Origin of the sequence: Streptomyces sp. NBC_01788 (genome assembly GCF_035917575.1) — a bacterium.
In the GTDB taxonomy this organism is placed as follows: domain Bacteria; phylum Actinomycetota; class Actinomycetes; order Streptomycetales; family Streptomycetaceae; genus Streptomyces.
The window spans coordinates 237,296-261,452 of record NZ_CP109090.1 but is presented as its reverse complement, the minus strand read 5'-3'; the positions used below and the strand labels follow the sequence as shown (position 1 = coordinate 261,452).

The 24,157-nt window shown below is 69.6% G+C and carries 14 protein-coding genes and 6 pseudogenes; 10 read left to right on the top strand and 10 right to left on the bottom strand.

The genetic code is table 11. From position 1 onward, the window contains the following. Window positions 1-269: 269 nt before the first annotated feature. The 3 genes from OIE49_RS01300 to OIE49_RS01290 form a co-directional block, all read right to left on the bottom strand. Entirely contained in the window at window positions 270-2,438 is a 2,169-nt protein-coding gene (locus OIE49_RS01300) for a TerD family protein (protein ID WP_326806104.1), read from the bottom strand. 367 nt (window positions 2,439-2,805) lie between these two features. Then, complete coding sequence (locus OIE49_RS01295) at window positions 2,806-3,093, bottom strand: hypothetical protein (RefSeq protein ID WP_326800663.1); 288 nt, start codon at window positions 3,091-3,093, stop codon at window positions 2,806-2,808. Window positions 3,094-3,517: 424 nt separating this feature from the next. Further along, entirely contained in the window at window positions 3,518-3,817 is a 300-nt protein-coding gene (locus OIE49_RS01290) for a hypothetical protein (RefSeq protein ID WP_326800662.1), read from the bottom strand. Between the two features lie 652 nt (window positions 3,818-4,469). On the opposite strand from OIE49_RS01290, the gene OIE49_RS01285 reads away from it, so the two are divergent. Then, complete coding sequence (locus OIE49_RS01285; protein WP_326800661.1) at window positions 4,470-5,405, top strand: LysR family transcriptional regulator; 936 nt, start codon at window positions 4,470-4,472, stop codon at window positions 5,403-5,405. A 99-nt stretch (window positions 5,406-5,504) separates the two neighbouring features. On the opposite strand, the gene OIE49_RS01280 is transcribed toward OIE49_RS01285, so the two are convergent. Continuing rightward, a complete protein-coding gene (locus OIE49_RS01280; RefSeq protein WP_326800660.1) occupies window positions 5,505-6,020 on the bottom strand; it encodes a hypothetical protein in 516 nt (171 codons plus the stop codon). A 302-nt stretch (window positions 6,021-6,322) separates the two neighbouring features. On the opposite strand from OIE49_RS01280, the pseudogene OIE49_RS01275 reads away from it, so the two are divergent. Next, window positions 6,323-6,469 (top strand): annotated as a pseudogene (locus tag OIE49_RS01275) (site-specific integrase); the annotation flags it as partial. 39 nt (window positions 6,470-6,508) lie between these two features. Here OIE49_RS01275 and OIE49_RS01270 read toward each other — a convergent pair. Beyond that, window positions 6,509-7,044, bottom strand: a pseudogene (locus OIE49_RS01270) (helix-turn-helix domain-containing protein); the annotation flags it as partial. Between OIE49_RS01270 and OIE49_RS01265 the strand changes: the two are divergent. From OIE49_RS01265 to OIE49_RS01260, 3 genes and pseudogenes are all read left to right on the top strand, one after another. Further along, window positions 7,039-7,341 (top strand): annotated as a pseudogene (locus OIE49_RS01265) (CGNR zinc finger domain-containing protein); the annotation flags it as partial. The pseudogenes OIE49_RS01270 and OIE49_RS01265 sit on opposite strands and share 6 nt — an antisense overlap. A gap of 78 nt (window positions 7,342-7,419) precedes the next feature. Beyond that, window positions 7,420-7,764: pseudogene (locus OIE49_RS37010) on the top strand (FG-GAP repeat domain-containing protein); the annotation flags it as partial. Window positions 7,765-7,950: 186 nt separating this feature from the next. Then, window positions 7,951-8,661, top strand: coding sequence for a DUF4232 domain-containing protein (locus OIE49_RS01260; protein ID WP_326800659.1), 711 nt, complete (start codon window positions 7,951-7,953; stop codon window positions 8,659-8,661). A 739-nt stretch (window positions 8,662-9,400) separates the two neighbouring features. On the opposite strand, the gene OIE49_RS01250 is transcribed toward OIE49_RS01260, so the two are convergent. Beyond that, entirely contained in the window at window positions 9,401-10,984 is a 1,584-nt protein-coding gene (locus OIE49_RS01250) for a hypothetical protein (RefSeq protein ID WP_326800658.1), read from the bottom strand. A 542-nt stretch (window positions 10,985-11,526) separates the two neighbouring features. On the opposite strand from OIE49_RS01250, the gene OIE49_RS01245 reads away from it, so the two are divergent. Continuing rightward, on the top strand, window positions 11,527-12,348 hold the full coding sequence (locus OIE49_RS01245; RefSeq protein ID WP_326800657.1) for a DUF427 domain-containing protein: 822 nt from the start codon (window positions 11,527-11,529) through the stop codon (window positions 12,346-12,348). A 516-nt stretch (window positions 12,349-12,864) separates the two neighbouring features. Here OIE49_RS01245 and pknB read toward each other — a convergent pair. The 3 genes and pseudogenes from pknB to OIE49_RS37005 form a co-directional block, all read right to left on the bottom strand. Next, window positions 12,865-14,091, bottom strand: a pseudogene (gene pknB, locus OIE49_RS01240) (Stk1 family PASTA domain-containing Ser/Thr kinase); the annotation flags it as partial. A gap of 866 nt (window positions 14,092-14,957) precedes the next feature. Then, window positions 14,958-17,324 carry a M4 family metallopeptidase gene (locus OIE49_RS01235; RefSeq protein ID WP_326806103.1) on the bottom strand — a complete coding sequence of 789 codons (2,367 nt, stop codon included), beginning with the start codon at window positions 17,322-17,324 and terminating at the stop codon, window positions 14,958-14,960. A gap of 227 nt (window positions 17,325-17,551) precedes the next feature. After that, window positions 17,552-17,689: pseudogene (locus OIE49_RS37005) on the bottom strand (IS256 family transposase); the annotation flags it as partial. A gap of 148 nt (window positions 17,690-17,837) precedes the next feature. Between OIE49_RS37005 and OIE49_RS01230 the strand changes: the two are divergent. After that, window positions 17,838-19,220 carry an MFS transporter gene (locus OIE49_RS01230; RefSeq protein WP_326806102.1) on the top strand — a complete coding sequence of 461 codons (1,383 nt, stop codon included), beginning with the start codon at window positions 17,838-17,840 and terminating at the stop codon, window positions 19,218-19,220. 108 nt (window positions 19,221-19,328) lie between these two features. Here OIE49_RS01230 and OIE49_RS01225 read toward each other — a convergent pair whose 3' ends face one another. Next, the gene (locus tag OIE49_RS01225; protein ID WP_326800655.1) at window positions 19,329-20,285 is read right to left on the bottom strand and encodes a LysR family transcriptional regulator; all 957 of its coding nucleotides are present in this window, start codon (window positions 20,283-20,285) and stop codon (window positions 19,329-19,331) included. 107 nt (window positions 20,286-20,392) lie between these two features. Between OIE49_RS01225 and OIE49_RS01220 the strand changes: the two genes are divergently transcribed. The 3 genes from OIE49_RS01220 to OIE49_RS01210 are packed head-to-tail and all read left to right on the top strand — an operon-like array spanning window position 20,393 to window position 24,157. Further along, window positions 20,393-21,265 carry an FAD binding domain-containing protein gene (locus OIE49_RS01220; protein ID WP_326800654.1) on the top strand — a complete coding sequence of 291 codons (873 nt, stop codon included), beginning with the start codon at window positions 20,393-20,395 and terminating at the stop codon, window positions 21,263-21,265. A gap of 1 nt (window position 21,266) precedes the next feature. After that, a complete protein-coding gene (locus OIE49_RS01215; protein WP_326800653.1) occupies window positions 21,267-21,788 on the top strand; it encodes a (2Fe-2S)-binding protein in 522 nt (173 codons plus the stop codon). Further along, window positions 21,785-24,157, top strand: a complete 2,373-nt coding sequence (locus tag OIE49_RS01210) for an aerobic carbon-monoxide dehydrogenase large subunit (protein WP_326800652.1) — start codon at window positions 21,785-21,787, stop codon at window positions 24,155-24,157. Before OIE49_RS01215 ends, OIE49_RS01210 begins: the two co-directional genes overlap by 4 nt.

Genomic DNA, 24,157 nt, shown 5'->3' with positions numbered 1-24,157 from the left:
GCCAGGGTACGGAACAGGCTGCCGGTGCCCGCTTCCGCCGTCGATGGCGTTGTCGGTTCGGGTGCGCGAGCGATCGGCGCGGAACGCCTCTCGCCGTTTCGTTGAACAGCGATACCGGCCCTGCAAATGGCTCGGGCGGCACTCGCGCGGTGAGCGCGGGTGCCGCCCGGAGCGACGTCGAGGGCGAGGAAAGCGAAAGAACTTGTTTTCAGGGAAAGTGAATGGAGAAGGAAGCCCCTTCATGGCCTCGCCATGGGCAACGCTAGCACTCAGCCCGGGATCAAGTCGCGCAGATTTTCGAGGGTGATGATTTGAGAGTCCGGGTGCAGCCCCTCGGGCCGTTCGAGACCGACGTACATCACGGGCTCGTCCGGGACCGGCTCGCCGTCCCACAGACCGACGGCCGTGGTGTCGCCGGCCATCAGGTCAATCAGGTAGCGCACCGTCAGATGCTCGCGCTCCACGATGGCGCGCACCACCTTGGACACCGACAACTGATTCTCCTCGACCCGGTTGGCCGACGAGATGCCCTTCAGATACATGTGCAGCCACTTCGCGCGCCACCGGCCGTCGTCCTCGCGTCGGAACACCAACGGCAGCGCCACTCGACCCGCCCCGCGAAGCTCCGACTTCATACGCACCGTGCGCGGCTCGAACGGACGGCCCGTCTGCTCACCATCGCGCAGCATGAAACCGAAGAACGACTCCTCGACCTCCTCGAAGCCTTCGCCGGCGTAGATGTTGACCTGCGGAACGATGTACGCGCTGCGTACCCGGTCCAGGGACAGGTTGATGAATTCCGAGGCCCCGTCGGGCGCCTCGGTGACATCGCCCGAGTGCTCGCCCCCGACACCTGTCAGGGATGTGTAGGAGAGCCAGTAGTCGGCGCTGTAGTCGGCGTGGAGAAGCAACGCTGAGAGGTCGTAGTCGGTCCTTTTCTCGGTCTCCTTCCAGTACACGAAGAAGCGCAGTTGTTCGCCGTCGACCGCCGAGACCGAGCCTCGCGGCAGTACGCCGAGCCCTGCCGCGGTCGCCCTGCCGCTGAGCGGGAGCGCCACGTCGAGGACGTCGGGGTCGAGCAGCAGCCGGCCCGGGGCCGGGAGCCTGCGGCGCATCTCTGCGTCGAGGGCGGCGATCAGACGATCGCGGTCGGCGGCGGGGACCGGCGGCCGGACGTCGGGTATGACCCAGCCGCGGCCCTGGCGGTTGACGAAGACCCGGGGTTTGTCGGTCTCCCGCTCCCGGTTCTGGAAGTGCTCGCGGACCGAAAGCACGACCCGGCCGGAGACCTCGGGAGCGACCCGCACCGCGGCGGCCACCACCGCGTCCCGCTCCTCCTGGTCGGCGGCGATACGCAGCAGGAGGTCCAGGGCACGGAACAGCTTGCCGGGAGCGGACTTCAGCAGCTGCACCGCGCCGAGCACGTCGAAGTCGTCGAGCAGCTTTCCGACACGGCTGTCGAAGGACCGCGCCTCCTTCTCACCCCGCGCCACGGTGAACACACCGGCGGCGTGCGGCCAGCGCGGGTACTCATGAGGGTGGAGACGCTCACCGAGCCGCTTGAAAGGCTCGCGGTGCGCGTGCACATCGGCAAGCTTCGCGGGGTTCGCCGCGACCACGGCATCGAGGCCCGCGAGCAGCGCACGGCGGACCGGCCGCGAGAAACCCCGGAACCGGGTCGGCTCCTGCAGCGTCACGTCGCCGCCCGACAGTGCGCAGGCCAGCCGCAGCACATCAATGACGGTGTCCAGCAGGAGGTCCGCGCCGACAGCGAGACGGGCCTCGTTGACGACCGCCAGGTTCTCCCGGACCGGGATCGACTCCGGCTGGGGGCCGAGCGCACACCGCTCGGCGAGCATCTTGAGGTCGCGCAGGTGGTCCTCGCCCAGCGGCGTCGTGCTGCCCGCCAAGGACAGGTACAGGTCCGTGAGTTCGTCGTCCAGGTCCCGCCCGAGATGCAGGACGGTCACCCGGTCGCCCGCCGAGGCGATCAGCTCGTCCTGCGCCGCGAGCATCTCCTCGTAGGTGTGCTGGTAGCGGCCGTACGTGGGGAGGCTGAGCAGGTCCAGTACCCCGTGTGCCAGCTGCGTCAGCACGTTCGCACGCGACTTGTCGTCGCCGAGCGCCTTGGTCACACACCGCATCCAGAACTCTTCGGTGTCCGGCACGTTCGCCGGAAAGTCGATGAAGTACGAGTTGTGCCGCACGTGGTCGCCCACCATCTCGCTCACCGTGCTCAGCGTCCGCTTGGCGGTGTGCACGACCGCAGCCTCGGACAGTCCCGACAGCCGCTCAAGCAGCTCCGCCGAGAGCTTGAAGCCCACCGATGTCAGCGCCGCGTCGAACTGCCGTGCGGCGGCGGCTCCTTCCCCGGCGGAGCCCTGGAGGGGAAGGCGGTGGGTGTGCCGGATGACCAGCGATTCGAGACGGTGCGCCATTCGGGGATAATCGCAGAAGTGGGCGAACCGACGCACAGGAGTTTTCTGTACGCGGTCCGACGCGGTGTGGGTCGGCCGCTGGGAGCATGTCCGCGCGATCGACTCACTGGCGTACAAGATGGTCCGGAAGCTGCTCTGTCCGCCGGCCTCTCCGGGCTGATACCCCGACGGCGCCGATACGAGCTGCTGCCGAAGCCGCTCGGGATACTGACCGGCCGTACTCACCGATCTGCAGATACGGCCCGTTGAACTCCCACTCCGCAGCCGTCAGTTGCCCTGGCCTCACGCAAGAAGGACTACGCTCCCAGGCCACGTCCCGAGGGCGAAGTCCGGGACTCCCACCGTCCGTCTTCGAGCCGAACCAAGCTCAGCCGAGACCGCGATGGGCGGCCCACAGTGCCCCGGCGCGGCTGGCGGCGCCAGCGATCAGGGCCGCCAGTTCGGGCTTGTCGGGGACAGGAAACGAGACGTATGCGCCCCGACCCCCAGCGACTGGTCGGCCATAGGCCTTTGCGGCGAGGCGACCGTCCGGGAGAAGCCGGACGTTGAGTGTGGTCAGCGTGAACGCTTCACCGCGCCGAGTGTCCGTCCAGCGGAGTGCCTGCGGGATCGTGACATTGATCGCCAGAGCACTCACTTCCAGGTCGCTGCTCATGGACAGATGATCCCACGCGAGTCGCTGCAGTTGGTCGCCACCGGCTCGGCCCGGATGGTAGCGGCGCATCGTGATGGCCCGCAGGGAGTGCTCGCGCCGGATGGTGCTCACCCTCGCCGGGGGCGAGGGTGAGGGCGGAGAGTCTGAAGACCCTTGGGCCGCAGTCCGCCATCGGCGACGCGGTGAACACGAGGGTGCCGCCGAACAGCACTGCGGGGTTCTCGATCACTGGCTTCGGAGCCGGTGCAGCCAGACAGTGACCATGTCAACGGCGAACTGGGGCGTGGCGGCTGAGACCGGCCGCCGCCCGCCGCAGCGCGGGCAGTTCCGCCCCGGTATTTGACTGCCGGATCGCACGGATGCACGTCTGGGCCGTGGTGCGGTTGATCAGGTCATCGGCGAAGGGCATGCGGTGGTCAGCTCGTCAGATCACGTGCGCGACGTCCACCACGCGCCAGTCGACGGTGCCGTGGTTGATGGTGGTGTGCACCGGGGACGCGCTCATCTCGGTCATGATGCCCGCCGCGGCGGATCGCGCCTGCTCCTGCGTGTCCCACGCCACGATGTCGATCACCGAGCCGTCCTCGCCGACCGCGATTTTCCGCCACCGGAAGCCGTCCCTCGCGGCCAGGTAGGCGTCGATGTCCTTGTTCGCAGCCACGAAGTCCCGCGCCGTGCACCCGGGCGCGGGGGACAGGGTGGTGATCTCCAGAGCGTGTGCCATCAGATGTCCTTCGCTTGTCTTCGGTGGCGGTTGCCGCCCGTGTTCCTGTATCCATGCCGGCTGCGGCGTCGTGACCGCAGAAGGCCGCACCGGCCTGGGTGTCCGGCACCCACCTACCGCAGCAGGCCGGCCATCGCGCGGTCTTCTTGCCTGATTCCCGAGGGCGAAGACTCGGCTCGTCGACAACCGTCGGCAAGTCTGATCGTCCTGGGGATGGTTCCCTGAGCACCCGTCGGTGTTCACACCGCTGGCGAACCTGCGGCTGAGCGAGGTGTGGCGGGACCTGCTGCCGGCCGGCGTGGTGAACGTGGTGGCCGGCAGCGGGGATGCGGACCTGCGGGGAGCCGATCGCGCGGGGACGGTCGACTCCCCGCCTGGCCGTCGCTCTGGTCGCAGTGCGCGCGGTTGGTCCTGGCCGCCACTGGAGCGGAAACGTGCCGAAGGCGGCCACGTGCACAGCGCGCCTGTTCCGTACGCCTCCCAAGCCACCCGAACCGCCGCCCCAGCCGGTGCCTGCTTCGCGAGCCGGCGCTCTCCCTCGCAGCACAACCAAGCCGCGACAAGAATCAATCAAGCGAGCACCATCGCCACTGCTCAAACAACCACGAGACCATCTCCCCACAACCATTAGTTGTGGATATACGGTGTCGGCATGGACCTCAACGCCGTCCGGACCTTTGTCGCCGCCGCCGACTCGGGGCAGTTCCAGGTAGCCGCCGCCGAGCTGGCCGTCACCCAGCAGGCCGTCTCCAAGCGCATCGCCGTGCTGGAGCGCGACCTCGGCGTGCGGCTGTTCACCCGCACCGCGCGTGGCGCCGAGCTCACCATCGACGGGCAGGCATTCCTGCCGCACGCGCGCGAGCTGCTGCGCGTGGCCGAGCGCGCGGTCGACTCCGTGCACGCCGGGCGCCGACCGCTGCGCGTCGACGTGATCGCTTCGCGCAGCGCGCAGTCAGCGCTGATGCGCGGCTTCCACCGCGCGCACCCCGAGATCGACCTCGACGTGGTGATGCTCTTCGACATCGACAAGGCCGTCGCCGCCATCCGCTCCGGTGCGATCGACGCGTCCTTCCGCGCCGTCGCCGCCCCCGGGCATCCCCTTCCCGAGGACGTCAAGTCTGTCCGGGTGCTCGACGAGAACCTCCAGCTCCTCACCGGCCCCGCTCACGCGCTGGCGGGCGCCCGCTCGGTGACCGTCGCTCAGCTCGCCGGGCACCGGATCTGGATGCCCGGCATCGTCCCCGGCACCGAGTGGACCGCCTACTACGACGACCTCGTCGCCGAGTTCGGCCTCACCATCGAGGCGACCGGCCCCAACTTCGGCTCCGACGCGCTCCTCGACACCATCGCCGACACCCCGGCCCTCGCCACCTTCATGGGCGCGGACTCCCGCCTCGTCTGGCCCGCCGGCCACGGCCTGCGCCGCATCCCGGTGACCGACCCGACGCCCGTCTACCCGCACTCGCTCCTCTGGCACCGCGACAACCCCCACCCAGCGCTGGCCACCCTCCGCACCCACCTCGCCGCCACAGCGCCCGGCCACAACGTTGCCGGGACCTGGGTGCCAGGCTGGGCGATCCCGCGCTGAACGTCACCGTGGCATACCTGTCGGCGACCTGTAAGCCGGTTGCCGGACACTGCGAATGAAGTCCGAGATGACCAGCCGCTCCACGCCGCCCACCTGTGCTCATCGGGTCGTCGGGTACCCGATCTGGGCGATGTCCTTGGCCAGATTGCCAAGCGTCACTTCCGGGTTCAACGACGAGACGATCTCCTGGGTAAGCGGCTTGAGATCAAAAACCGCTTGGACCGCGGCCACGTCCAGCGTGATCTCGTAGACCTCTTCTGCGAACTCCTGGTAGGCCTCGGCGCTGCCCGCGATGAGCACATCGAACAGCGACTCAGCACCGTCGGCGTCGTCCATGTCCTCGTCCGGCACATGAACTTCGCCGCATCTCCACTGGCTGTCGAAGCTCTCGCGCCAGAAGCACACGGTCGCTCGGGGTAGTCCGTTGTGGTCGGCGAAGGCGGGCTCGTCCACACAAGGACGGAAGACGTCCGGTACCGAGTCGAAGAGCCCAGGCCAGGGCGCCGGAGGCGCAACGCGATACGGAGACATCGGCGACTCGTGGTCGCATGCCTGGGCATGCACCCCGGCGACGGCGAACACGATGGCGTAGTCGTTGCCGGCACCGTCCCTCATCGAGGCCATCTCCTTGCCCGGTGACCAGCGGGAATCGAAGGAGTAGTACCTCCATTCCCACTCAGGGCTCAGAACGGCGTCCAGCATCGCCAAGGCCCTGGACCGCTCGCGGACAGTTGCGATGGCAACTGCTTGATTACTTCATGCACTGTCACAAAGGCATCCAAGCGGAGCCCACTGACACCCGCCGCACTGGCCCCAAGGCTGCCGCAGCCTCGCAACACGCCGAAGGATGATCAACGCGAACCCGCAACCGCAGGCCGGAGTTCGTCACCCACCGGTGCCCGGACCAGGGAAGACATCTTGGCGAGGCGGAGGCGGCCCTGCTGGTGCTGATGGCGAAGTCCCGGCACAAGAGGCCGGAGAACGTCAGCCGCTGCTTCAAACCCTGCCCGGAGGCCATCGCCGAGCTGACCAGCCTTCTCGCCCCTGGCGATGGCCAACGATGATGCATATTTTCGTGGTTCACCGGAAGGGGCCGCCCGCCGTCAATTCGCCTCCGGCCCGAACCGGCGCTTGTATGCGGACGGCGTGATGCCGATCTCGCGGCGCATCAGCGTGCGCAGATCGGCGGCGGTGCCAAGCCCGCTGCGCCGCGCGACCACCTCGAAATGGGACTCACCTCGCTCGATCAACCGGCACGCCAGGGCAAGCCGTTCCCCCGTGAGCCACGTCAACGGCGTCGTGTCCAGTTGCGCCTGGAAGCGGCGATGCAGCGTCGCCGGACTGACCGCCGCACGCGCCGCAAGGTCGGACAGGCGAGCGGTGAGTCCAACCGTTCCTGCGCCCAGGCCAGGACAGGTGCCATGGACTGGTCCGGCAGGTCGGGCATGGGGCGTTCCACGAACTGACGCGGCCCACCGTCCCGGTGCGCCGCGAAGACCAGTCGCCGGCTCATAGCGTTGGCGACCTCCGCGCCGTAATCGCGGCGGACCACATGCAACCCGAGATCGAGCGCGGCTGCACTCCTTGCGGCGGTGAGGATGTCACCGTCATCCACGAACAGCACGTCCGATTCGAGCCGGTCGTCCCGCAGATGGACTGGCCGCCGGACGGTGTCCCCACAGCCCGTCTGCTGTCCGCGGAGAAAGACACAAAAGTTCGACTTGTGGCGACCTTGGCCCGCGCCGCCATGGACTTCCTGAGCGGTTCGCAGCGCGCCCAACTGCGGGCCTGCTCCGCGCCACCCTGTGTGCGGTACTTCGTCAAAAGCCATGAGCGGCAGGAATGGTGCAAACCTTCATGTGGAAACCGTGTCCGACCAGCGCACCACTACCGGCGTCAACGCATGGCCGCCTATGGCGGTTCCACCCCGTCCTGACCGTCACCCCTGATGCCCGCGCCGCAGATCATTCAGCTTGGAGTAGCTGCGAAGACGTTCGCCGAGCCGTGGTACGCCCTTGATGACTTCGGGCTCGCGCAGAGGTGGACGGGCAGGAAGCACCTTCGCTTCCTCGCCGACGTCTCGGTCGACGGCACCCCGGACGTCGTTGGCTTCGGCGACGAGGGGGTCTGGGCGTCGCACAACCGCGGCGACGGCCGGTTCGAGCAAGCCCAGTTGGCGTGCCCGGGTTCGGGTAGAACGATGACGTCAGCGCCTGGCGGGTCGACCGCCATACCCGCTTCCTCGCCGACGTCACTGGACGGGCGCGTCGACATCGGGGGGCGTGTACGCGATGGACCGCTGGCGAACCGTTCCGCGGAGGGGCGGGGGAGCGCCTGGTGGCCTCCCCTGCACCGCTGACGGGCACGGCGTGAACACCGATGGGCCTGCACCCCGTCGCCTTGTTACCGAATGCGGACAGAACGGAGCGAACTACGCCCGCCCCGGCGTCATCTCATGGGGTGAAGCGAAACAGCCGATGCGGTCGGTCGCCCTGCGGGAGCAGGGGGAGATGCCGCGTCCCGACAGACAATGGGGGAGCTCATCATGACCACGCACCATGCCCGCCGTACCGCCCGTTCCGCCACCCTGGCCGCCGTTACCGCCGCGCTGGCGCTGGGCCTGACCGCCTGCGGCGGCGCCGACGACGGCTCGAAGGCGGCGGGCGGCGAGCACGCCGCTGGTACCGCGCAGAGCCGGTCCGCGTCCAACGGGGACGGCAAGGGCAGCGCGGAGCAGGCCAACAGCGGTGGTGACGCCAAGGAGGGGACGCGCTCGGCGACTGCCTCGGGCGAGATGGACGAGGTCGCGAGCAAGGGTACAATGTCCGGCGCCCAGCCGTGCCGCGGAGACGAGATGCTGGTCACCGCGGTGCACCGGTTCGCCGGTCAGCAGGGCGACCACCTGCTGGTCGCCGCGTCGAACGAGGGCGCCAAGCCATGCTGGGTCACCTCGTACCCGGCCGTGAAGCTCGGCGACGACATCGACGGCGCCGCACTGCCGCACTCGAAGAAGGACAACCCGGGCGGCGACAAGCACATCACGCTCCGGCCCGGAAGCAAGGCATACAGCGCGGTGAACCTCTTCGACTACGGCTCGAAGAACCACACGGCGCACTCGTTCGCCATCGCGCTGCGCGGCGCGGACGGTCACAACGGCCCCTTCTACTCCGTCGACACCAAGGGCCAGAAGCCGCAGTTCAGCTGGAACGAGGCCGACGTGCTGAACTGGAGCACCAAGAAGCCGTACGACTTCTGACGGCCCGTCGGCCGGTGACGCCTCACCGCTTCCAGCACGTCTAACTCGCCGAAACGCCCCGCCGACGATTACGGTCGCCAGCAAGGCCGTGGCAGCGGCCGGTCTCGCCTCTGAGATCGGCGCAGCTGTAACGGCAGGCCGAGCGACAGGTCCCCGGAGTCTTCGACCGTCTGGACCAGACGCGCGCCGCCGCCGGTGACAACGTCCCGGCCTGGTGCTGCCTGCCTGTGGCCCACGTCCAGCAGGTACTTGCCGACCACACCCCCACCGCACCACCTGAGGTCGCGGCGCGACCGGCATGGAACTCGCCGCCATAGCGCGCCGTCGCGTCCTCCGCCTCGCGGTGCACCGTCCCTGTCGAAACCCGGTCAAAGGCCCGCGTACCGGCGCTTCGCATGGCGGTGACGCCGGCAGCCACGTCTTCGTCCTGAAGGAGGGAACGACGACGGCCTCGGGCCTCGCTGCCGGGGCGCCTGGGCGGGACTTCTGATGGACCGCATGCCACGGCCAGGCTTCCACCGACAGGAGATACACCTCGGACACGCAGCAGGCCCGGCACACGGGTTTCTGCGGCTGATCCGGCAGATGCTCGAGGCCGGGTATTTGGAGAACTGGCGGTGGAACGCCACGCGCAGCGGTGCATCGCATGGTGGCGGCGTGGATTCCCCGACCCTGTCCAACAACTACCTGGATCGGCTCGATCGCTCTGTTGAACAGCACCTGCTGCCGGACAGACCGACTACCTGGCCCGCCGCGCCCCACTGCTTCCTGGCGGACCGCCCCAGCCGTGCCGTCCTCGGCTGACCTCCCGCACTCTCGCAGCGGTCCGCTCGGCGAGCTCGCGGATGCCGTTCGCGGCGTTCTCCGAGAGTTCGCCGAGTATGGCGTCGGCGGCCGTGAGGAGGGCACGGGTCTCCTCGGGGCGGCCCGCGTCGGCCAGGGCGAGGGTGAGCCGGTAGTGCTCCTCGGCGATGTAGCGACCGAGGTTGACCCGCTGCCAGTAGCGCAGTGAGTCGTCGCCCGGGGTGGCCAGGGCGTCGCGCACGGCGGCCAGGCTGTCCGCTGCCTGCGGCAGCCGGCCCGCCTCTCGCTCCAGGCGGGCCAGGGTGTGCCGGGCCGAGGCCCGGTCCCATGCCGTCTCCTGAAGGGCGGCGTACAGGCGCTGGGCGCGCAGCGCCTGGGGAAGGTCGCCGAGTTCCTCGAAGTCCCGGGCGAGCCCGCTCAGCGGAGCCGTGGCCAGGGTGCTGGGCGCCTCGGGGCGACGGAGTCTGCTCTGGTCCATGAAGATGGTGTCGAGTTCGCGGATCAGCGTCACCCGCGCGAGGTCCGTCATTCCCTGGTCCCGCGCCAGGCGGGTCCATGTGCAGACCGGCTCGTCCGACGGGTCCGTCCCGAACATCGACTCGTCGAGCGTCCGCGCCCACTGTCGCAACTCGTCCGCGCTTGCTCCCGGTTCCGGCATATCGCCCAGGCCGCACGCCGTGTCGAAGTCCGTTTCCCGGACCTCAAGCAGCAGCGGCAGATCTCCGGTCTCTCCGCGCAGCCCCACCAGCACGGCCGCGAGCCGCAGTTCGTCCGTCATCGATGACCGTGTCTCGTGCCGCAGCAGATGCCGCAGCAGCTCCAGATCGCCCTCGGCGCGGTCGAACTGCGCGGCCCGCAGGGTGATCCGGCGCCGCATCGGGTCCTCGGCGACTTCACGCCATGCCGTGCGGTCGCCCTCCCGCAGCCAGGCGAGATCGGCGCGGCCCGCCGCGAGCACTGACTCCCACAGCGGGGGACCGGCCGGGCCCATCCGGTCGTACGCGCACCCCTCATCCGCGTTGAGCAGTACGAACTCCGGCTCGGTGCGCAGCAGCGCGGCACGCAGCCTGCCCACCAGCTCGACCGGGGAGGGTTTCGGGAAGCCCAGCACCGCACGGAGCTCGGCCCGCTCTTCGTCGATTCCGTGGTACTCACGGATCTCGTCCTCGGTCTCCGCGACGCACGCCAGGATCTTCTCCTCGCCATCGTCTGGCGACAGACGTGTGTAGCCGCGCCAGCCGGGCAGGCCGATCACGAGCTCCAGGGTCTCGTCGACACTGGAGCCGATGATCCCCGCGGCGCCCTCCGAGTCGGCGTAGAGCACCGAGCCGTCCGCGCACACGAAGTACGTACCCCCGGTATCGTCCCCGGCTATCGTCTCCAGCGGCCCGCCCGAGGCGAGGCGAACCTCCTCGACATGGCCGTGGGTGGCGCAGTCCAGGTCGAAGCCGAAGGGGAAGGCGGCCAGTTCGGCCAGGCGGCGGTCCTGCCGCAGCAGCCATAGCGCGTGGTCGGTCATGTCACAGAAAGTAACATCGTTCACTGACAACGGACTCGCGGCCTCTGCAGGAGGCCGTTCGGATAGGGGTGCGGTCATGGTCGGCGCTTCGTGCGTTCGCCCCAGCGGTGGGTCGTCCATGCCTGCCGAATCAGACTACGCACGGTGATGCGCCAGGCCCCCTGGCGTACCGCTGATCTCCATTCCGGCAACATCCCGCAACGCCCCCCAACGGCCTATGAACGCGGCCAGGTGGCCGGGACAGCCGCCGGCAGCGCGATCTCGTTCAGCCGCAGCCACCGCTCCCGGTTCGCCGGATCAGGCAGACATGGGTCCGGATGGCGGCAAGCACGGCGGCGAGGTGGTCTTCACCGGCGCCCCGTGGGATCTGCTGAAGTCCGAGACCTCCGACCGGCGAGTACCTGCGCTGCTACTTCCGCGCCTGACCGGCGGGTGCCTTCGCGGGAGGCGGCCCGCGGAGGCCCCGTCACCCGGCACCCGTCACGGCATCGTGGGACCGTGGAGAGGAACCGGCATCCGGATCTCTGGAAGGAGCACCGGCCATGGCCACCCACCAGGCCCACCCAGCCGCCCGTTCGATCAGGACCACCCCCGAAGGACTCCAGTGGGAGCCCAGCGAGCGCTGGGTGCGCGGCCGCAAGGGTGACGTCACCGTCGTCGACAGCCGGCACCCGGTGCTCGTCTGGGAACCCCACCTGCCCGTGCCGCAGTACGCCTTCCCGCGCGAGGACGTCCGCACGGACCTCCTCCGCCCGGCGAAGAACCCGCCCACCGGCAAGCACACCGGCTCCCGGGTCTTCTACGACCTCGACGCCGACGGCGAGGTGCGCGACAACGCGGCCTGGACGTTCCCCGCCGAGGACCTGGCCGGCCACATCGCCTTCGAGTGGTTCCAGCGCAGCGACACGGGCCTCGACCACTGGTACGAGGAGGACGAGGAGATCTTCATCCACCCTCGCGACCCGCACAAACGCGTGGACGCGCTGCCCAGCAGCCGGCACGTGCGGGTCGAGATCGACGGGCAGACCGTCGCTGACACCCGAGCCCCCGTCCTGCTCTTCGAGACGGCCCTGCCCACCCGCTACTACCTCCCCCTCGAGGACGTCCGCCTCGACCTGTTCGACGCCACCGACCACCACACCGGCTGCCCCTACAAGGGGACCGCCGAGTACTGGTCCTGGCGCGGCGGGGGCGAGGTGCCGCCCAACGTCCTCTGGAGCTACCCCGAGCCGTTGCCCGCGGTGGCGGTGATCCAGGGGCGGCTGGCCTTCTTCAACGAGGCCGTCGACATCACTCTCGACGGCGAGCGCCTGGAGCGCCCGGCCACGCCGTTCAGCCGGATGCTGAAGGGGAGCCGCGACTGAAGCTGTCGACGTGAACGGTTCGGCCGGCTCCACCGCCGATCGCTCTGCGATCCGCCTGCCGAAGTCATCCGCCGAGCTGATCCCGCACCCGCCGCCACCAGGCCGGACCCCGGCGGCTCAGAGCTCGGTGAACTGGCGCTGTGGGAGACCGTACTGCTGCGCTATGGGGTTCCACAGGGCGGCGGCCTTCTTCTTGGCGACGGTTGCCTGCTCGCTGGCCGTGTTGCCCTGGTCGGGGTTGTTCGTCGCGTGGCCGTCGTGGCAGCCGTTGGTGCCGGCCGTCTGGTCGGCCCAGTCGGCGTAGTGGTTGTCGGCGGTGGCGGACGCCTTCCAGGCCGCGGTGAGCTGGGCCACCAGGTCGCCGTGGTTGGGTAGTTTGTCGAAGGTGAGCTCGGAGAGCTTGGTGACCAGGTCGTCGCGCTGGCTTGCGGCGGTGCGCAGGGTGGTCGCCGAATCAGCGAGGTTGCTGCACTGCTTGATGGCGGCGACGGCGTCGATCACCGACGTGCGGCTGCTGTTGCTCGACTGCAGCAGCGCGTCGAGCGACTTCGCTTGGGCCTGCGCGGTGTCCGTCCCGTACTGGCCGTTGCCCGAGGCGTCGGCGGCGGCCTGCTGGTCGTCGCCGTCGACGCTGAGCGCGGTGGTCACGACAATGCCGATCAGAGCGAGGCCGGCCACGCCGATGCCGATGAGCGCGCCCCGCGACACACGCCGGCCTCCGGCGGGGGCCGGATCGGCGTACCCGGCGTCGAAGCCGGCGCTGCCCGGGCGGCCGCCGTCGCCGCTGTAGGCAGACCGTTGCGGAGGCTGCTGCAGCGTCGGCAGGGCGGTGGTCGCTGCGCTGTCCGCGTGGCCGCCGTACCCGTATCCGACGGCGTCGAGCGCGGCCGTTGCGGCCACCGGCCGGCCGTCGAGATACGCCTCGATGTCCGCGCGCATCTCGTCGGCGGACTGGTAGCGGTAGCCAGGTTCCTTGGCCAGCGCCTTCAGGACGATCGCGTCCACCTCGGGAGGGAGCTCAGGGCGGAAGACGCTCGGCGGTTGCGGAGCCTCGCGTACGTGCTGGTAGGCGACGGCGATCGGGGAGTCGCCGATGAAGGGCGGCCGAACGGTGAACAGTTCGTAGAGCAGGCAGCCGGTGGAGTACAGGTCGGAGCGGGCGTCGACGGTCTCGCCCTTCGCCTGCTCCGGCGAGAGGTACTGCGCGGTGCCGATCACCGCGGCTGTCTGTGTCATCGTCATGCCGGAGTCCCCCATCGCGCGCGCGATGCCGAAGTCCATCACCTTCACCTGGCCGGTGCGGGTGAGCATCACGTTGGCGGGCTTGATGTCCCGGTGGACGATGCCGTTGCGGTGCGAGTACTCCAGCGCCTGGAGGATGCCGACGGTCATCTCCATGGCGCGCTCGGGCAGCAACTGGCGACTGCTGTGCAGCAGATCGCGCAGGGTCGAGCCTTCCACGTGTTCCATGACGATGTACGGGATCAGGACGCCGTCGACGAAGTCCTCGCCGGTGTCGTAGACCCCGCAGATCGAGGGATGATTGAGCGAGGCGGCTGACTGGGCCTCTCTGCGGAACCGGGCCTGGAACGACGGATCGAGGGCGAGGTCCGCCCGCAGCGTCTTCACCGCGACGGAGCGGTTCAGGCGGATGTCATGGGCGAAATGGACCTCGGCCATGCCACCACGACCCAGTATCGCGCCCAGCTCGTACCGCCCGCCTTGGCGACGCGGCTCTTCCATGGTCAGTCCCCTTGCCTCTCCCCGTTTCGGAGCCTCCGGAGCCCGAACCTTCAGTACTGGGTTCGGGGAGGCGATGAAGCCTTCGCCAACCGCTCGACGTGCGGTGCTCGCAATGGCGACTGCGTGATCTTAGCCCCGGATCCACCGTTCGGCTCGCCCCGATGATCAAGCTGAGTCTCCGGCGCAGGGCATGGGCAAGGCCGGTCACCCCAGAAGCAGTTGGCTTTCCGGCCCGGTGCCGCGCTGTGCCGCATCCCGTACACCTCCGCGTGACCGACTCGGGGAGCAAGCGTACGAAGGATCCGCCGATCGCGTTCGGGCCTGTGGAGCTTCCACCACGAGATCGTCGGCGAGCTCACGTACCGCAGTCAGGCCGGCTTCGGATCTTGCCTGCCGGGCCGGCGATCGACGTCCGGCCCTGTGTAGATCATCTGTTCCCGCAGTGACGTGAGGCCGCCCGTACTGCGCTCCGCAGCGGCAGGGCCCAGATGCGTGCTCGGGTCATCGGCGATGGACGGCAGGCCAGGCGAAGGCGCCGGCTCGGGCGAAGCCCCCGCGGATGCGGGGGAGTACAGGTTCATCTCCGGCAAGAGGGCGCAGAACACCCCGGGGGGCCGTCGCGGCCCGGGCCGTGGTGCGCGGGTCCCGTGGACCACTCTCCCGTGGCTTGACACCGCTGTCACAGCGGAGCAGGACGGTGGCTGCTGCCGGAGGCGATCGGGGTCGTCCTCATCGTGTGGGGGCTGACGCTGAGCCTGGTGATGCCCACCGTCTACGGGGCGACGGGCCGCGGGGCGTATGAGAAGGACCGGCAAACGTGCCGTGGGGGCCGTCCCGGCGGACGGCCCCCACGGATGGAACACAGGTCAGCTGACCGTCAGGGCGGTGTCATCGACGACGAAGCTCGTGTAAAGGATGGAGTCCTCCGCACCCGTGAACTTCAGGGTGACCGTGGAGCCCGCGAACGAGGACAGGTCGAAGGACCTCAGCTGGTAACCGGGGGCGGCGTTGAGGTTCGAATACGTCGCCAGCGTGGTCGACCCGGCAGTCACCGTCAGCTTGTCGTACGCGGAGCCGGTGGTGGACTCCGCGGTGTCGATGTGCAGATAGAAGCTGAAGGTCGCCTTGCAGCCGGCCGGGATCGTCACCGACTGGGACAGCGTGTCGGTGTGCGTGGTCCCGTACCCGGCGAGCCAGGCCTTCCACGAACCGCTGCGCGCCGGCTGGTTCTGGTTGTTGTCGATCACGCCGCTGGTCGTGGTCCAGACGGTGTTGCCCGACTCGAAGCCCGGGTTGCCCAGCAGCTGGGCCGAGGTGCACGAGCCGCCGCCGGAGGTGCTGACCGTCCAGGTGAAGGAGGCCGAGTCGGACGAACCCTTGCTGTCGGTCGCCGTCACCTTGGTGCTGTATGTGGTCGCCGTGGTCGGGGTGCCGGAGATGACACCGGTCGAGCTGTCGATCGACAGACCGGCCGGCAGACCCGTCGCGCTGTAGGTGAGCGCTCCGCCGTTGGTGGTGGAAGCCGAGATCTGCAGGCTCACCGCCTTGCCCACGGTGGCGGACTGGTCACCGGGGTTGGTGATGGTCACGCCCGAGGACGGCGGCGTGATGTGGCTGCCGACGTTGATCCCGGCGAACGCGTTGCCCACACCGGCGTACTGGGTGGAGTTGGTGCCGTACAGCGCCGCGGCAGCATTCAGGGCGGCGGTGCGGGCACCGGCGTAGTTGGTGCTGGACGTCATGTACGTGGTCAGCGCCTTGTACCAGATCTGCAAGGCCGCAGCCTGGCCGATGCCCGTGACGGCGACGCCGTCCGAGGTCGGGCTGTCGTAGCTGACGCCGTTGATGGTCTTGGCACCGCTGCCCTCGGCCAGCAGGTAGAACATGTGGTTCGCCGGACCGGACGAGTAGTGCACGTCCTTGCTGCCCACGGTGGAGGACCAGTAGTCGGCGGAGGCGCCGTCCTTGCTGGGCTTGTCCATGTAGCGCAGCGGGGTGCCGTTGCCGTTGATGTTGATCTTCTCGCCGATGAGGTAGTCACCGGGGTCCGAGGGGTTGTTGGCGTAGAACTCCACGCCGGTGCCGAAGATGTCGGAGGTGGCCTCGTTCAGGCCGCCGGACTCACCCGAGTAGTTCAGCTTGGCGGTGTTGGCGGTGACGCCGTGGCTCATCTCGTGGCCGGCGACGTCCAGCGAGGTCAGCGCGTGCGTGTTCCCGGAGCCGTCGCCGTAGGTCATGCAGAAGCAGCTGTCGTCCCAGAAGGCGTTGACGTAGTTGCTGCTGTAGTGGACCCGGGAGTAGGCCGCGACACCGTTGTTCTTGATGCCGTTGCGGCCGAAGGTGTCCTTGTAGAAGTCCCACGTCGTCTGGGCGCCGTAGGCGGCGTCCGCTGCCGCGGTCGCCGTGTTGGACCCGGATCCGTTGCCCCAGACGTCGTCGGAGCTGGTCATCAGGGTGCCGGTGCCCGAGGTGCCGCCGTTGAGGGTGTACGTCTTGTGGCCGCCGCGGGTGGTGTCGTACAGCTGGTACGTCGAGCCGGACAGCGTAGTGTTCAGCGTCACCGTGCCGCTGTACTGGGTGTTGCCGGTGCCGGTCATGACGGACTCGAAGCGGTTCAGCTCGGCGCCGGTGGTCGCGTCGGTGATGACATGCAGCTTGCTGGGCGTGCCGTCGTCCTGGAAACCGCTGACCACCGTCTCCCAGGCGAGCTTCGGGGTACCGTCGCCGGCCCAGATCACCTTGCGGGCGCTGTCCGTAGCGGGCTTCTCGGCGTCGAGGGCCCTGGCCGTCTTCAGCGCCTTGGCCTCGGCGGCCGACTTGGTGATCGCCGCGGTGGTGGTGGACACCTTGAGGGAGCGCTTGTTGTTGAAGGTGGTGCTCACCGTGCCGGACGCCTCGGAGGCCGGCGGGGTGTGCACGACCAGGTCGCCGCCGAGGACGGGCAGACCGTCGTAGGTGCGCTCATAGCGGGTGTGCAGCGTACCGTCGTTGTCCTTGACGACGTCCTTGACGACCAGCTTCTCCTTCGAGCCCAGGCCGAGGGAGCGCGCCGTCTGCGCCGAGTTGTCCTCCGCGCTCTTGACCAGCGCGGTGCGCTGGGCGCCGGTGAGCTTCGCCTGCAGCGCGCCCGTTCGCAGGGAACCGTCGTGGGGGGCGGGTTTGGCGGTCGCGGGGACGGCCTGAGTGCCGAGGACGAGCAGGGCGGTGGACGTCACCAGGGCGCCTGCCGCCATCGCCCGACGGGGATTGTGTCTCACTCGTACTCCTCCTGCTGCGGCCGCGAGTCCTGCGGCCGTTGAGAGACCGGGCAGACGGGACGTGCTGTCCGGAACGAGCTGAACGGTGCGTGGGGAACCGTCACACCGCGACGGTCCGGTCGTGGCTGGAGGAAGAGTGGCAGCTTTGATCGGTTCATGTCACTCGGCAAGCGTCGATTCGAGGGTTATCCCTCACCGCCCCCGGTGCCGTCCAGTGGCACCCCGGGTAGGACCGGCAGGCGCGAGTGCGCTCGGCCGCGCCTCACCTTCGGGAGGGTGCCGTCAGCCCACACGTGGACGTAGTCGCGATCCGACGGGTCGCGCTCCTGAAAAGCGGCGTGGACGCCCGCCCGGCACCGTGGCGGCGACCGCCGGGCTCCTTCAAGCCGACGCATATTTCCCTTATTGTGATTTTTGATACAAGATCTCCGCGGGCAGGATGGAGTTGGGGCCGTGACGTTCGCGGAGTCGGCCGGTGGCGGTCAGTCCATGCCCTCCCCCGAGTCGGCCCCGAAGTCCCGGCCACGGTCCTGGGCACCGCTGCTGGCGGTGTGCACCGGGTATTTCATGGTGATCCTGGATGTGACGGTGATCAACGTCGCCGTTCCGGTGATCGGCCGGGAACTGTCGGCCTCGCTCACCGGCATCCAGTGGATCACCGATGGGTACACCCTGGTCTTCGCCGGCCTCCTGCTGACCGGTGGCGCGCTGGGCGACCGGCTGGGCAACCGCCGCGTCTTCTGCTCGGGCGTGGCGGTGTTCACCCTGTCCTCGGCCGCGTGCGCGCTGGCGCCGAACGCCCCCTTCCTGGTGGTGGCGCGGCTGGTGGAGGGGCTCGGCGCGGCGCTGATCGTGCCAGGGTCCCTGGCCCTGCTCCAGCAGGCCTACCCTGCGCCGGCCGCACGCTCGCGCGCCTTCGGGCTGTGGGGTTCGATGGCGGGCATCGCGGCCTCCACCGGGCCGCTGCTGGGCGGGCTGCTCGCCTCCACGGTGGGTTGGCGCTGGGTGTTCCTCATCAACCTGCCCGTCGGGACGGCCTGCCTGGTGCTGACGCTGCGGCATGTGGCGCGCTCGCCCCGGCACGCCGCGCGACGCCTGGACTGGCCGGCGCAGTGCGCGGTCGTGGCGGCGGTGGCGCTGCTGACCGCGGCGCTCAACGAGGCCGGACGGCGGGGGTGGTCCGCTCCGGCTGTTCTCGCCGGGGTGGGCCTGGCCGGGCTGGCCGCCGCGGCGTTCGCGGTGCGTGAGCGGCTGGCCCGGTCTCCTGCCCTTCCGCCAAGCCTGCTGCGGTCTCGTACGATGATCGGCGGAGCCGTCATCGGCCTGCTGTTCAACTTCGGCTTCTACGGCATGGTGTTCACTGCCAGCCTGGATTTCCAGCACCAGCGCGGCTTCAGCGCCCTCGGCACCGGACTGGCCCTGTTCCCGGCGGTGGCGATGACCATGTTCGCCTCCGTCCTGTCCGGGCGGCTGACCCGCCTCACCGGCGATCGTCCGCTGGTGATCTCCGGCATGCTCGTGGCTGCTCTGGGCCTGGCCGGCTGGGCCTCATCGGGAGCCGACCCCGCCTACCCGGTGCTGGTGGCCCCGATGATGGCCGCGGGGTTCGGTACCTCCTTCGCCCTCACCGGTTCAACCGCGACCGTGATGGGCGCCGCGCCCCCGGCGTATGCAGGGGCCGCCTCCGCCCTGTTCAACACGACTCGCCAGGTCGGCAGCGCGACCGGCGTGGCGCTCGGCGGCAGCCTGCTCGCCACGGCCACCCACTACAACACCGGGCTGCGCACCAGCATGGCCATTGGTGCCCTCGCCTACCTGGCCGCCGCAGGCCTGGCGTGGCTGTGCGTGCCGGCGAAGCCCAAAGGAACGTAGCGCGTCTTGAGGCCGTCGGGCAGGCGTTCTCCGACAGGCACGCGCACACGCTGAACACAGCAGGTGCGATTCCGCGGGTGAGCTTGCTCCGCTGGACAACCTGCTCTCTTACGCGCCCCAGAGCGTGACGTACACCGGAGGCCGGAAGCGGGAGGGCGGGACGCCCGCGCCGGGCGCGCGCATGATGCGGGTCGCTGCGGGCGTGTGCAGGAAGTGCAGGAACGCGTCGGTGGCCGGGGAACGATGCTCGGCCTGCAGGACGGTGGCGTGCCATGTGGCGTCCGATGGCGTGGCCGGGGTCTCCAGTACGCGCAGCTCGTCACGCCGGATGCGGGGCGACACCAGATGGGCCAACGCCGGTGCCACCCCCGCGCCCTCGGCGGCAGCCGCCCAGGTCGCGGCCTGGTTGGGGAACACCCACACGTGTCCTTCGGCCACTTTGAGCCGACGCAGCAGTCGCCCGGAGTCCGCGTCCGGATCGGTCCCGGAGGAATCGACGAGCCACGACCACTGCGGCGGCGGACCTGGCGGCCGCGGCGACCTGGCGCCGATCACCACGACCAGCTGGGTGCGGAACAGTGGCTCGCTGACCAGTTCGCCCCCATGGTCGGCGCCGAGATACGGCCCGAGCGCGACGTCGGCCAGCCGGTTCTCGACCAGCACACGTATCTCGTGGCCGGCGGCCACCCCGAAGGAGGTCTCGGCCCTGTGCCCTGAGCGGTCGGCGAAAGCCTCCACGAGTGAGGGGAGCACGAACTCGGCCAGCGTGCTCGTGGCGACTACCCGAAGCTCGTCGGGCGCACCCCGTGCCGCCCGTACCGCCGCCTCGGCATCCGCGCTCAGCGCGACCATCTGCGACGCGATCGGCAGCAGCCGCGCGCCCGCGGGCGTCAGACGCATCCCACCGCCGCCGGTGCGCCGGATGAGCGGATCGCTGTAGTGGGTGCGCAGCGCGGTCAGCGCCTGCGATACGGCGGACTCGCTCACCCCCAGGGCTCGCGCCGCGGCGCCGACCGAGCCGAGCCGGGCGACCAGCACGAAGGTGCTGAGCTGTGTGACGGTCACTACCTGATTTTCCTGCATTTGGACGGATAAGTGAATGCTTATCGACCCATTGCGTGTCCGGTGTGGAAGAGCGCAGCCTGAAGAGCACAGCGTTTCAGGAGGGCCCGATGCAGGTTCCAGCTGCCTTCCAGTACGAGACGGCCACCAGCGTTGAGCACGCGATCGAGCTGCTCACACGCTACGGCCCCGAGGCCCGGGTGGTGGCGGGCGGACACAGCCTGCTGCCGATGATGAAGCTGCGGCTGGCTCAGCCCGAAGCCCTGATCGACATCAACGGCCTCGGCGAGCTGGCGCTGATTCGGGTGGACGGGCACGACCTGGCCGTCGGAGCGATGGTCCGCCACGCGGAGCTGCTCGCCTCGCCGGTCGTCGGTGAGCACTTCCCCATCCTGCGGGACGCGGAACGGGTCATCGCAGATCCGCTCGTACGCAACCGCGGCACCGTGGGCGGCTCACTGTGCCAGGCCGATCCGTCGGAGGACCTGTCCGCGGCGTTCTCGGCACTGCGGGCGACCCTCGTCGCCCAGGGCCCCCGCGGCAGGCGCACCATCGGGATCAGGGAGTTCTTCCTCGGGCCGTACGAGACCGCGCTGAACGAAGCGGAGCTTCTGGTGGAGATCCGCGTGCCCATCCGTTCGCACGCCAGCGCCTACCGCAAGGTCGAGCGCCGGGTCGGCGACTGGGCGGTCGTCGCCGCGGGAGCGGTGCTGGAGATCTCCGACGGTGTCATCACCGAGGCCGGGATCGGGCTGACCGCGGTGGGCGCCCCACGGTTCGTGTCCGAGCAGGCCGAGGACTTCCTGCGCGGCGGACGGCCGGACGACGAGGGCTTCGCGGAGGCGGGCCGGATCGCCGCGCAGGAGTGCAGGCCGACGGCCGACCAGCGCGGCCCGGTCGACTACAAGCGGCATCTGGCCGGGGAGCTCACCACGCGGGCGCTGCGCGTCGCCGCCGCACGCGCCCAGGGGCAGGAGGCGTGACATGCGGATCACCGTGACCGTGAACGGCGAGCAGCACACGAGGGACGTGGAGCCCAGGTTGTTGCTCGTGCACTTCCTGCGCGACGAACTCGGACTCACCGGCACCCACTGGGGCTGTGACACCTCCAACTGCGGGGTGTGCGCCGTCTGGCTGGACGGGACGCCGGTCAAGTCCTGCACCGTGCTCGCGGTGATGGCCGACGGCCATGAGGTGCGGACCGTCGAGGGACTGGCGCACGGGACCGAACTCGACCCGGTGCAACAGGGATTCATCGCCTGCCACGGGCTGCAGTGCGGCTTCTGCACACCGGGGATGATGATGACCGCCCGCTGGCTGCTCGACCACAACGCGGATCCGTCCGAGGAGGACATCCGCGAGGCCATCTCCGGACAGATGTGCCGCTGCACCGGTTACGAGAACATCGTGCGCTCCATCCGCTGGGCCGCCGAGCACGGCGGCGGGCAGAGGACCGCCGACGCGGGCACCGAGTCGGCGCCCGGCCGCGAGGAGGTGCGGGCATGACGACCACCGAGGAACGGCCGGTCGGCTTCGGGCGCATGGCCCGCAAGGAGGACGCCCGGTTCGTCCGCGGCCACGGAACCTACGTCGACGACGTACTGCTGCCTGGAATGCTGCACGGCGCGATCCTGCGCAGCCCGCTGGCCCACGCCCGGATCGTGTCCGTGGACACCAGCGCAGCCGAGGCGCACCCGAAGGTCAAGGCCGTGATCACCGGGGAGACCCTGGCCGGTCTCGGGCTGGCCTGGATGCCCACGCTCTCGTACGACACGCAGGCGGTGCTCGCCACCGACAAGGTGCGCTTCCAGGGTCAGGAGGTCGCCTTCGTCGTCGCCGAGGACCGCTACGCAGCCCGGGACGCCCTCGAGTTGATCGACGTGGAGTACGACCCGTTGCCGCCGGTCGTCGATGCCCGACGAGCGCTCGAGCCGGACGCGCCGGTGATCCGCGACGACAAGGAACACCAGACTGACAACCACATCTTCGACTGGTCGGCGGGTGACAAGGAGCGAACCGACGAGGTCTTCGCGGCCGCCGACGTCGTGGTCGAGCAGGACATGCTCTACCCGCGGGTGCACCCGGCGCCGCTGGAGACCTGTGGCACCGTGGCGGACATGGACGCCATCACCGGCAAGCTGACGGTGTGGTCCACCACCCAGGCCCCGCACGCCCACCGCACGATCTACGCGATGGTGGCCGGCATCCCGGAGCACAAGATCCGGATCATCTCCCCGGACATCGGGGGCGGCTTCGGCAACAAGGTCGGCATCTACCCCGGCTACGTGTGCGCGGTCGTCGGCTCGATCGTCACCGGCAAGCCGGTGAAGTGGGTGGAGGACCGCTCGGAGAACCTCATGAGCACCTCCTTCGCCCGCGACTACCACATGCACGGCGAGATCGCGGCGACGAAGGACGGGAAGATCCTGGGCCTACGCGTCCGTGTCATCGCCGACCACGGCGCGTTCAACGCCACCGCACAGCCGACGCAGTTCCCGGCCGGCTTCTTCGGCGTCTTCACCGGCTCGTACGACCTGGCCGCCGCGCACTGTACCGTGACCGGCGTCTACACCGACAAGGCACCCGGCGGTGTCGCCTACGCGTGCTCGTTCCGCGTCACCGAGGCCGTGTACCTGGTCGAGCGGATGGTCGACGTGCTCGCGGACAAGCTCGGCACGGACCCGGCCGAGCTGCGGATGCGCAACCTGCTGCGGCCCGGGCAGTTCCCGTACAGGACGCAGACCGGGTGGGAGTACGACTCCGGCGACTACCCTCGCGCCCTGCGGCTGGCCATGGACATCGCGCACTACGAGGACCTGCGCCGAGAGCAGGCCGAGAAGCGCGAGCGTGGCGAGCTCATGGGGATCGGAGTCAGCTTCTTCACCGAGGCCGTCGGCGCGGGTCCGCGCAGGCACATGGACATCCTCGGACTGGGCATGGCCGACGGTGCCGAGCTGCGGGTCCACCCGACCGGCAAGGCCGTCCTGCGGATCTCCGTACAGACCCAGGGGCAGGGCCACGAGACGACGTTCGCGCAGATCGTCGCCGAGGAACTGGGCATCCCGCCCGAGGACGTCGAGGTGGTGCACGGCGACACCGACCAGACCCCGTTCGGGCTCGGCACCTACGGCTCCCGCTCGACGCCGGTGTCCGGAGCGGCGGCCGCGATGGTCGCCCGCAAGGTACGCGAACGCGCGAAGATCGTCGCCTCCGCGATGCTCGAAGTGAGCCCGGACGACCTGGAATGGGAGAAGGGCCGCTGGTACGTCACGGGCGACCCCGACCAGGGACGGACCATGGCCGAGATCGCGCTCGCCGCACACTCCAACCTGGAGCTGCCCGAGGGCGTCGAGGGCCACCTGGACGCGACCTGCGTCTACAACCCGCCGAACCTCACCTTCCCCTTCGGCGCGTACATCTGCGTCGCCGACGTGGACGTCGACACCGGCCAGGTGAAGATCCGCCGGTTCATCGCCGTGGACGACTGCGGCAACCGGATCAACCCCACGATCGTCGAGGGGCAGGTGCACGGCGGACTCGCCGACGGCCTGGGCATGGCGCTCATGCAGGTGATCGCCTTCGACGAGGAGGGCAACTGCCTCGGCGGGTCGTTCATGGACTATCTCCTGCCCACCTCGGTCGAGTGCCCGTCCTGGGAACTCGGCGAGACCGTCACCCCCTCCCCGCACCACCCCATCGGCGCCAAGGGCGTCGGCGAGTCCGCCACGGTGGGGTCGCCCGCCGCCGTGGTCAACGCCGTGGTCGACGCCCTGAAGCCGCTTGGCATACGCCATGTCGACATGCCGCTGACGCCGGCCGTGGTGTGGCGGGCCGCGCAGGGCCGGCCGCTGCGCACCGACATGGCGATCACCTGA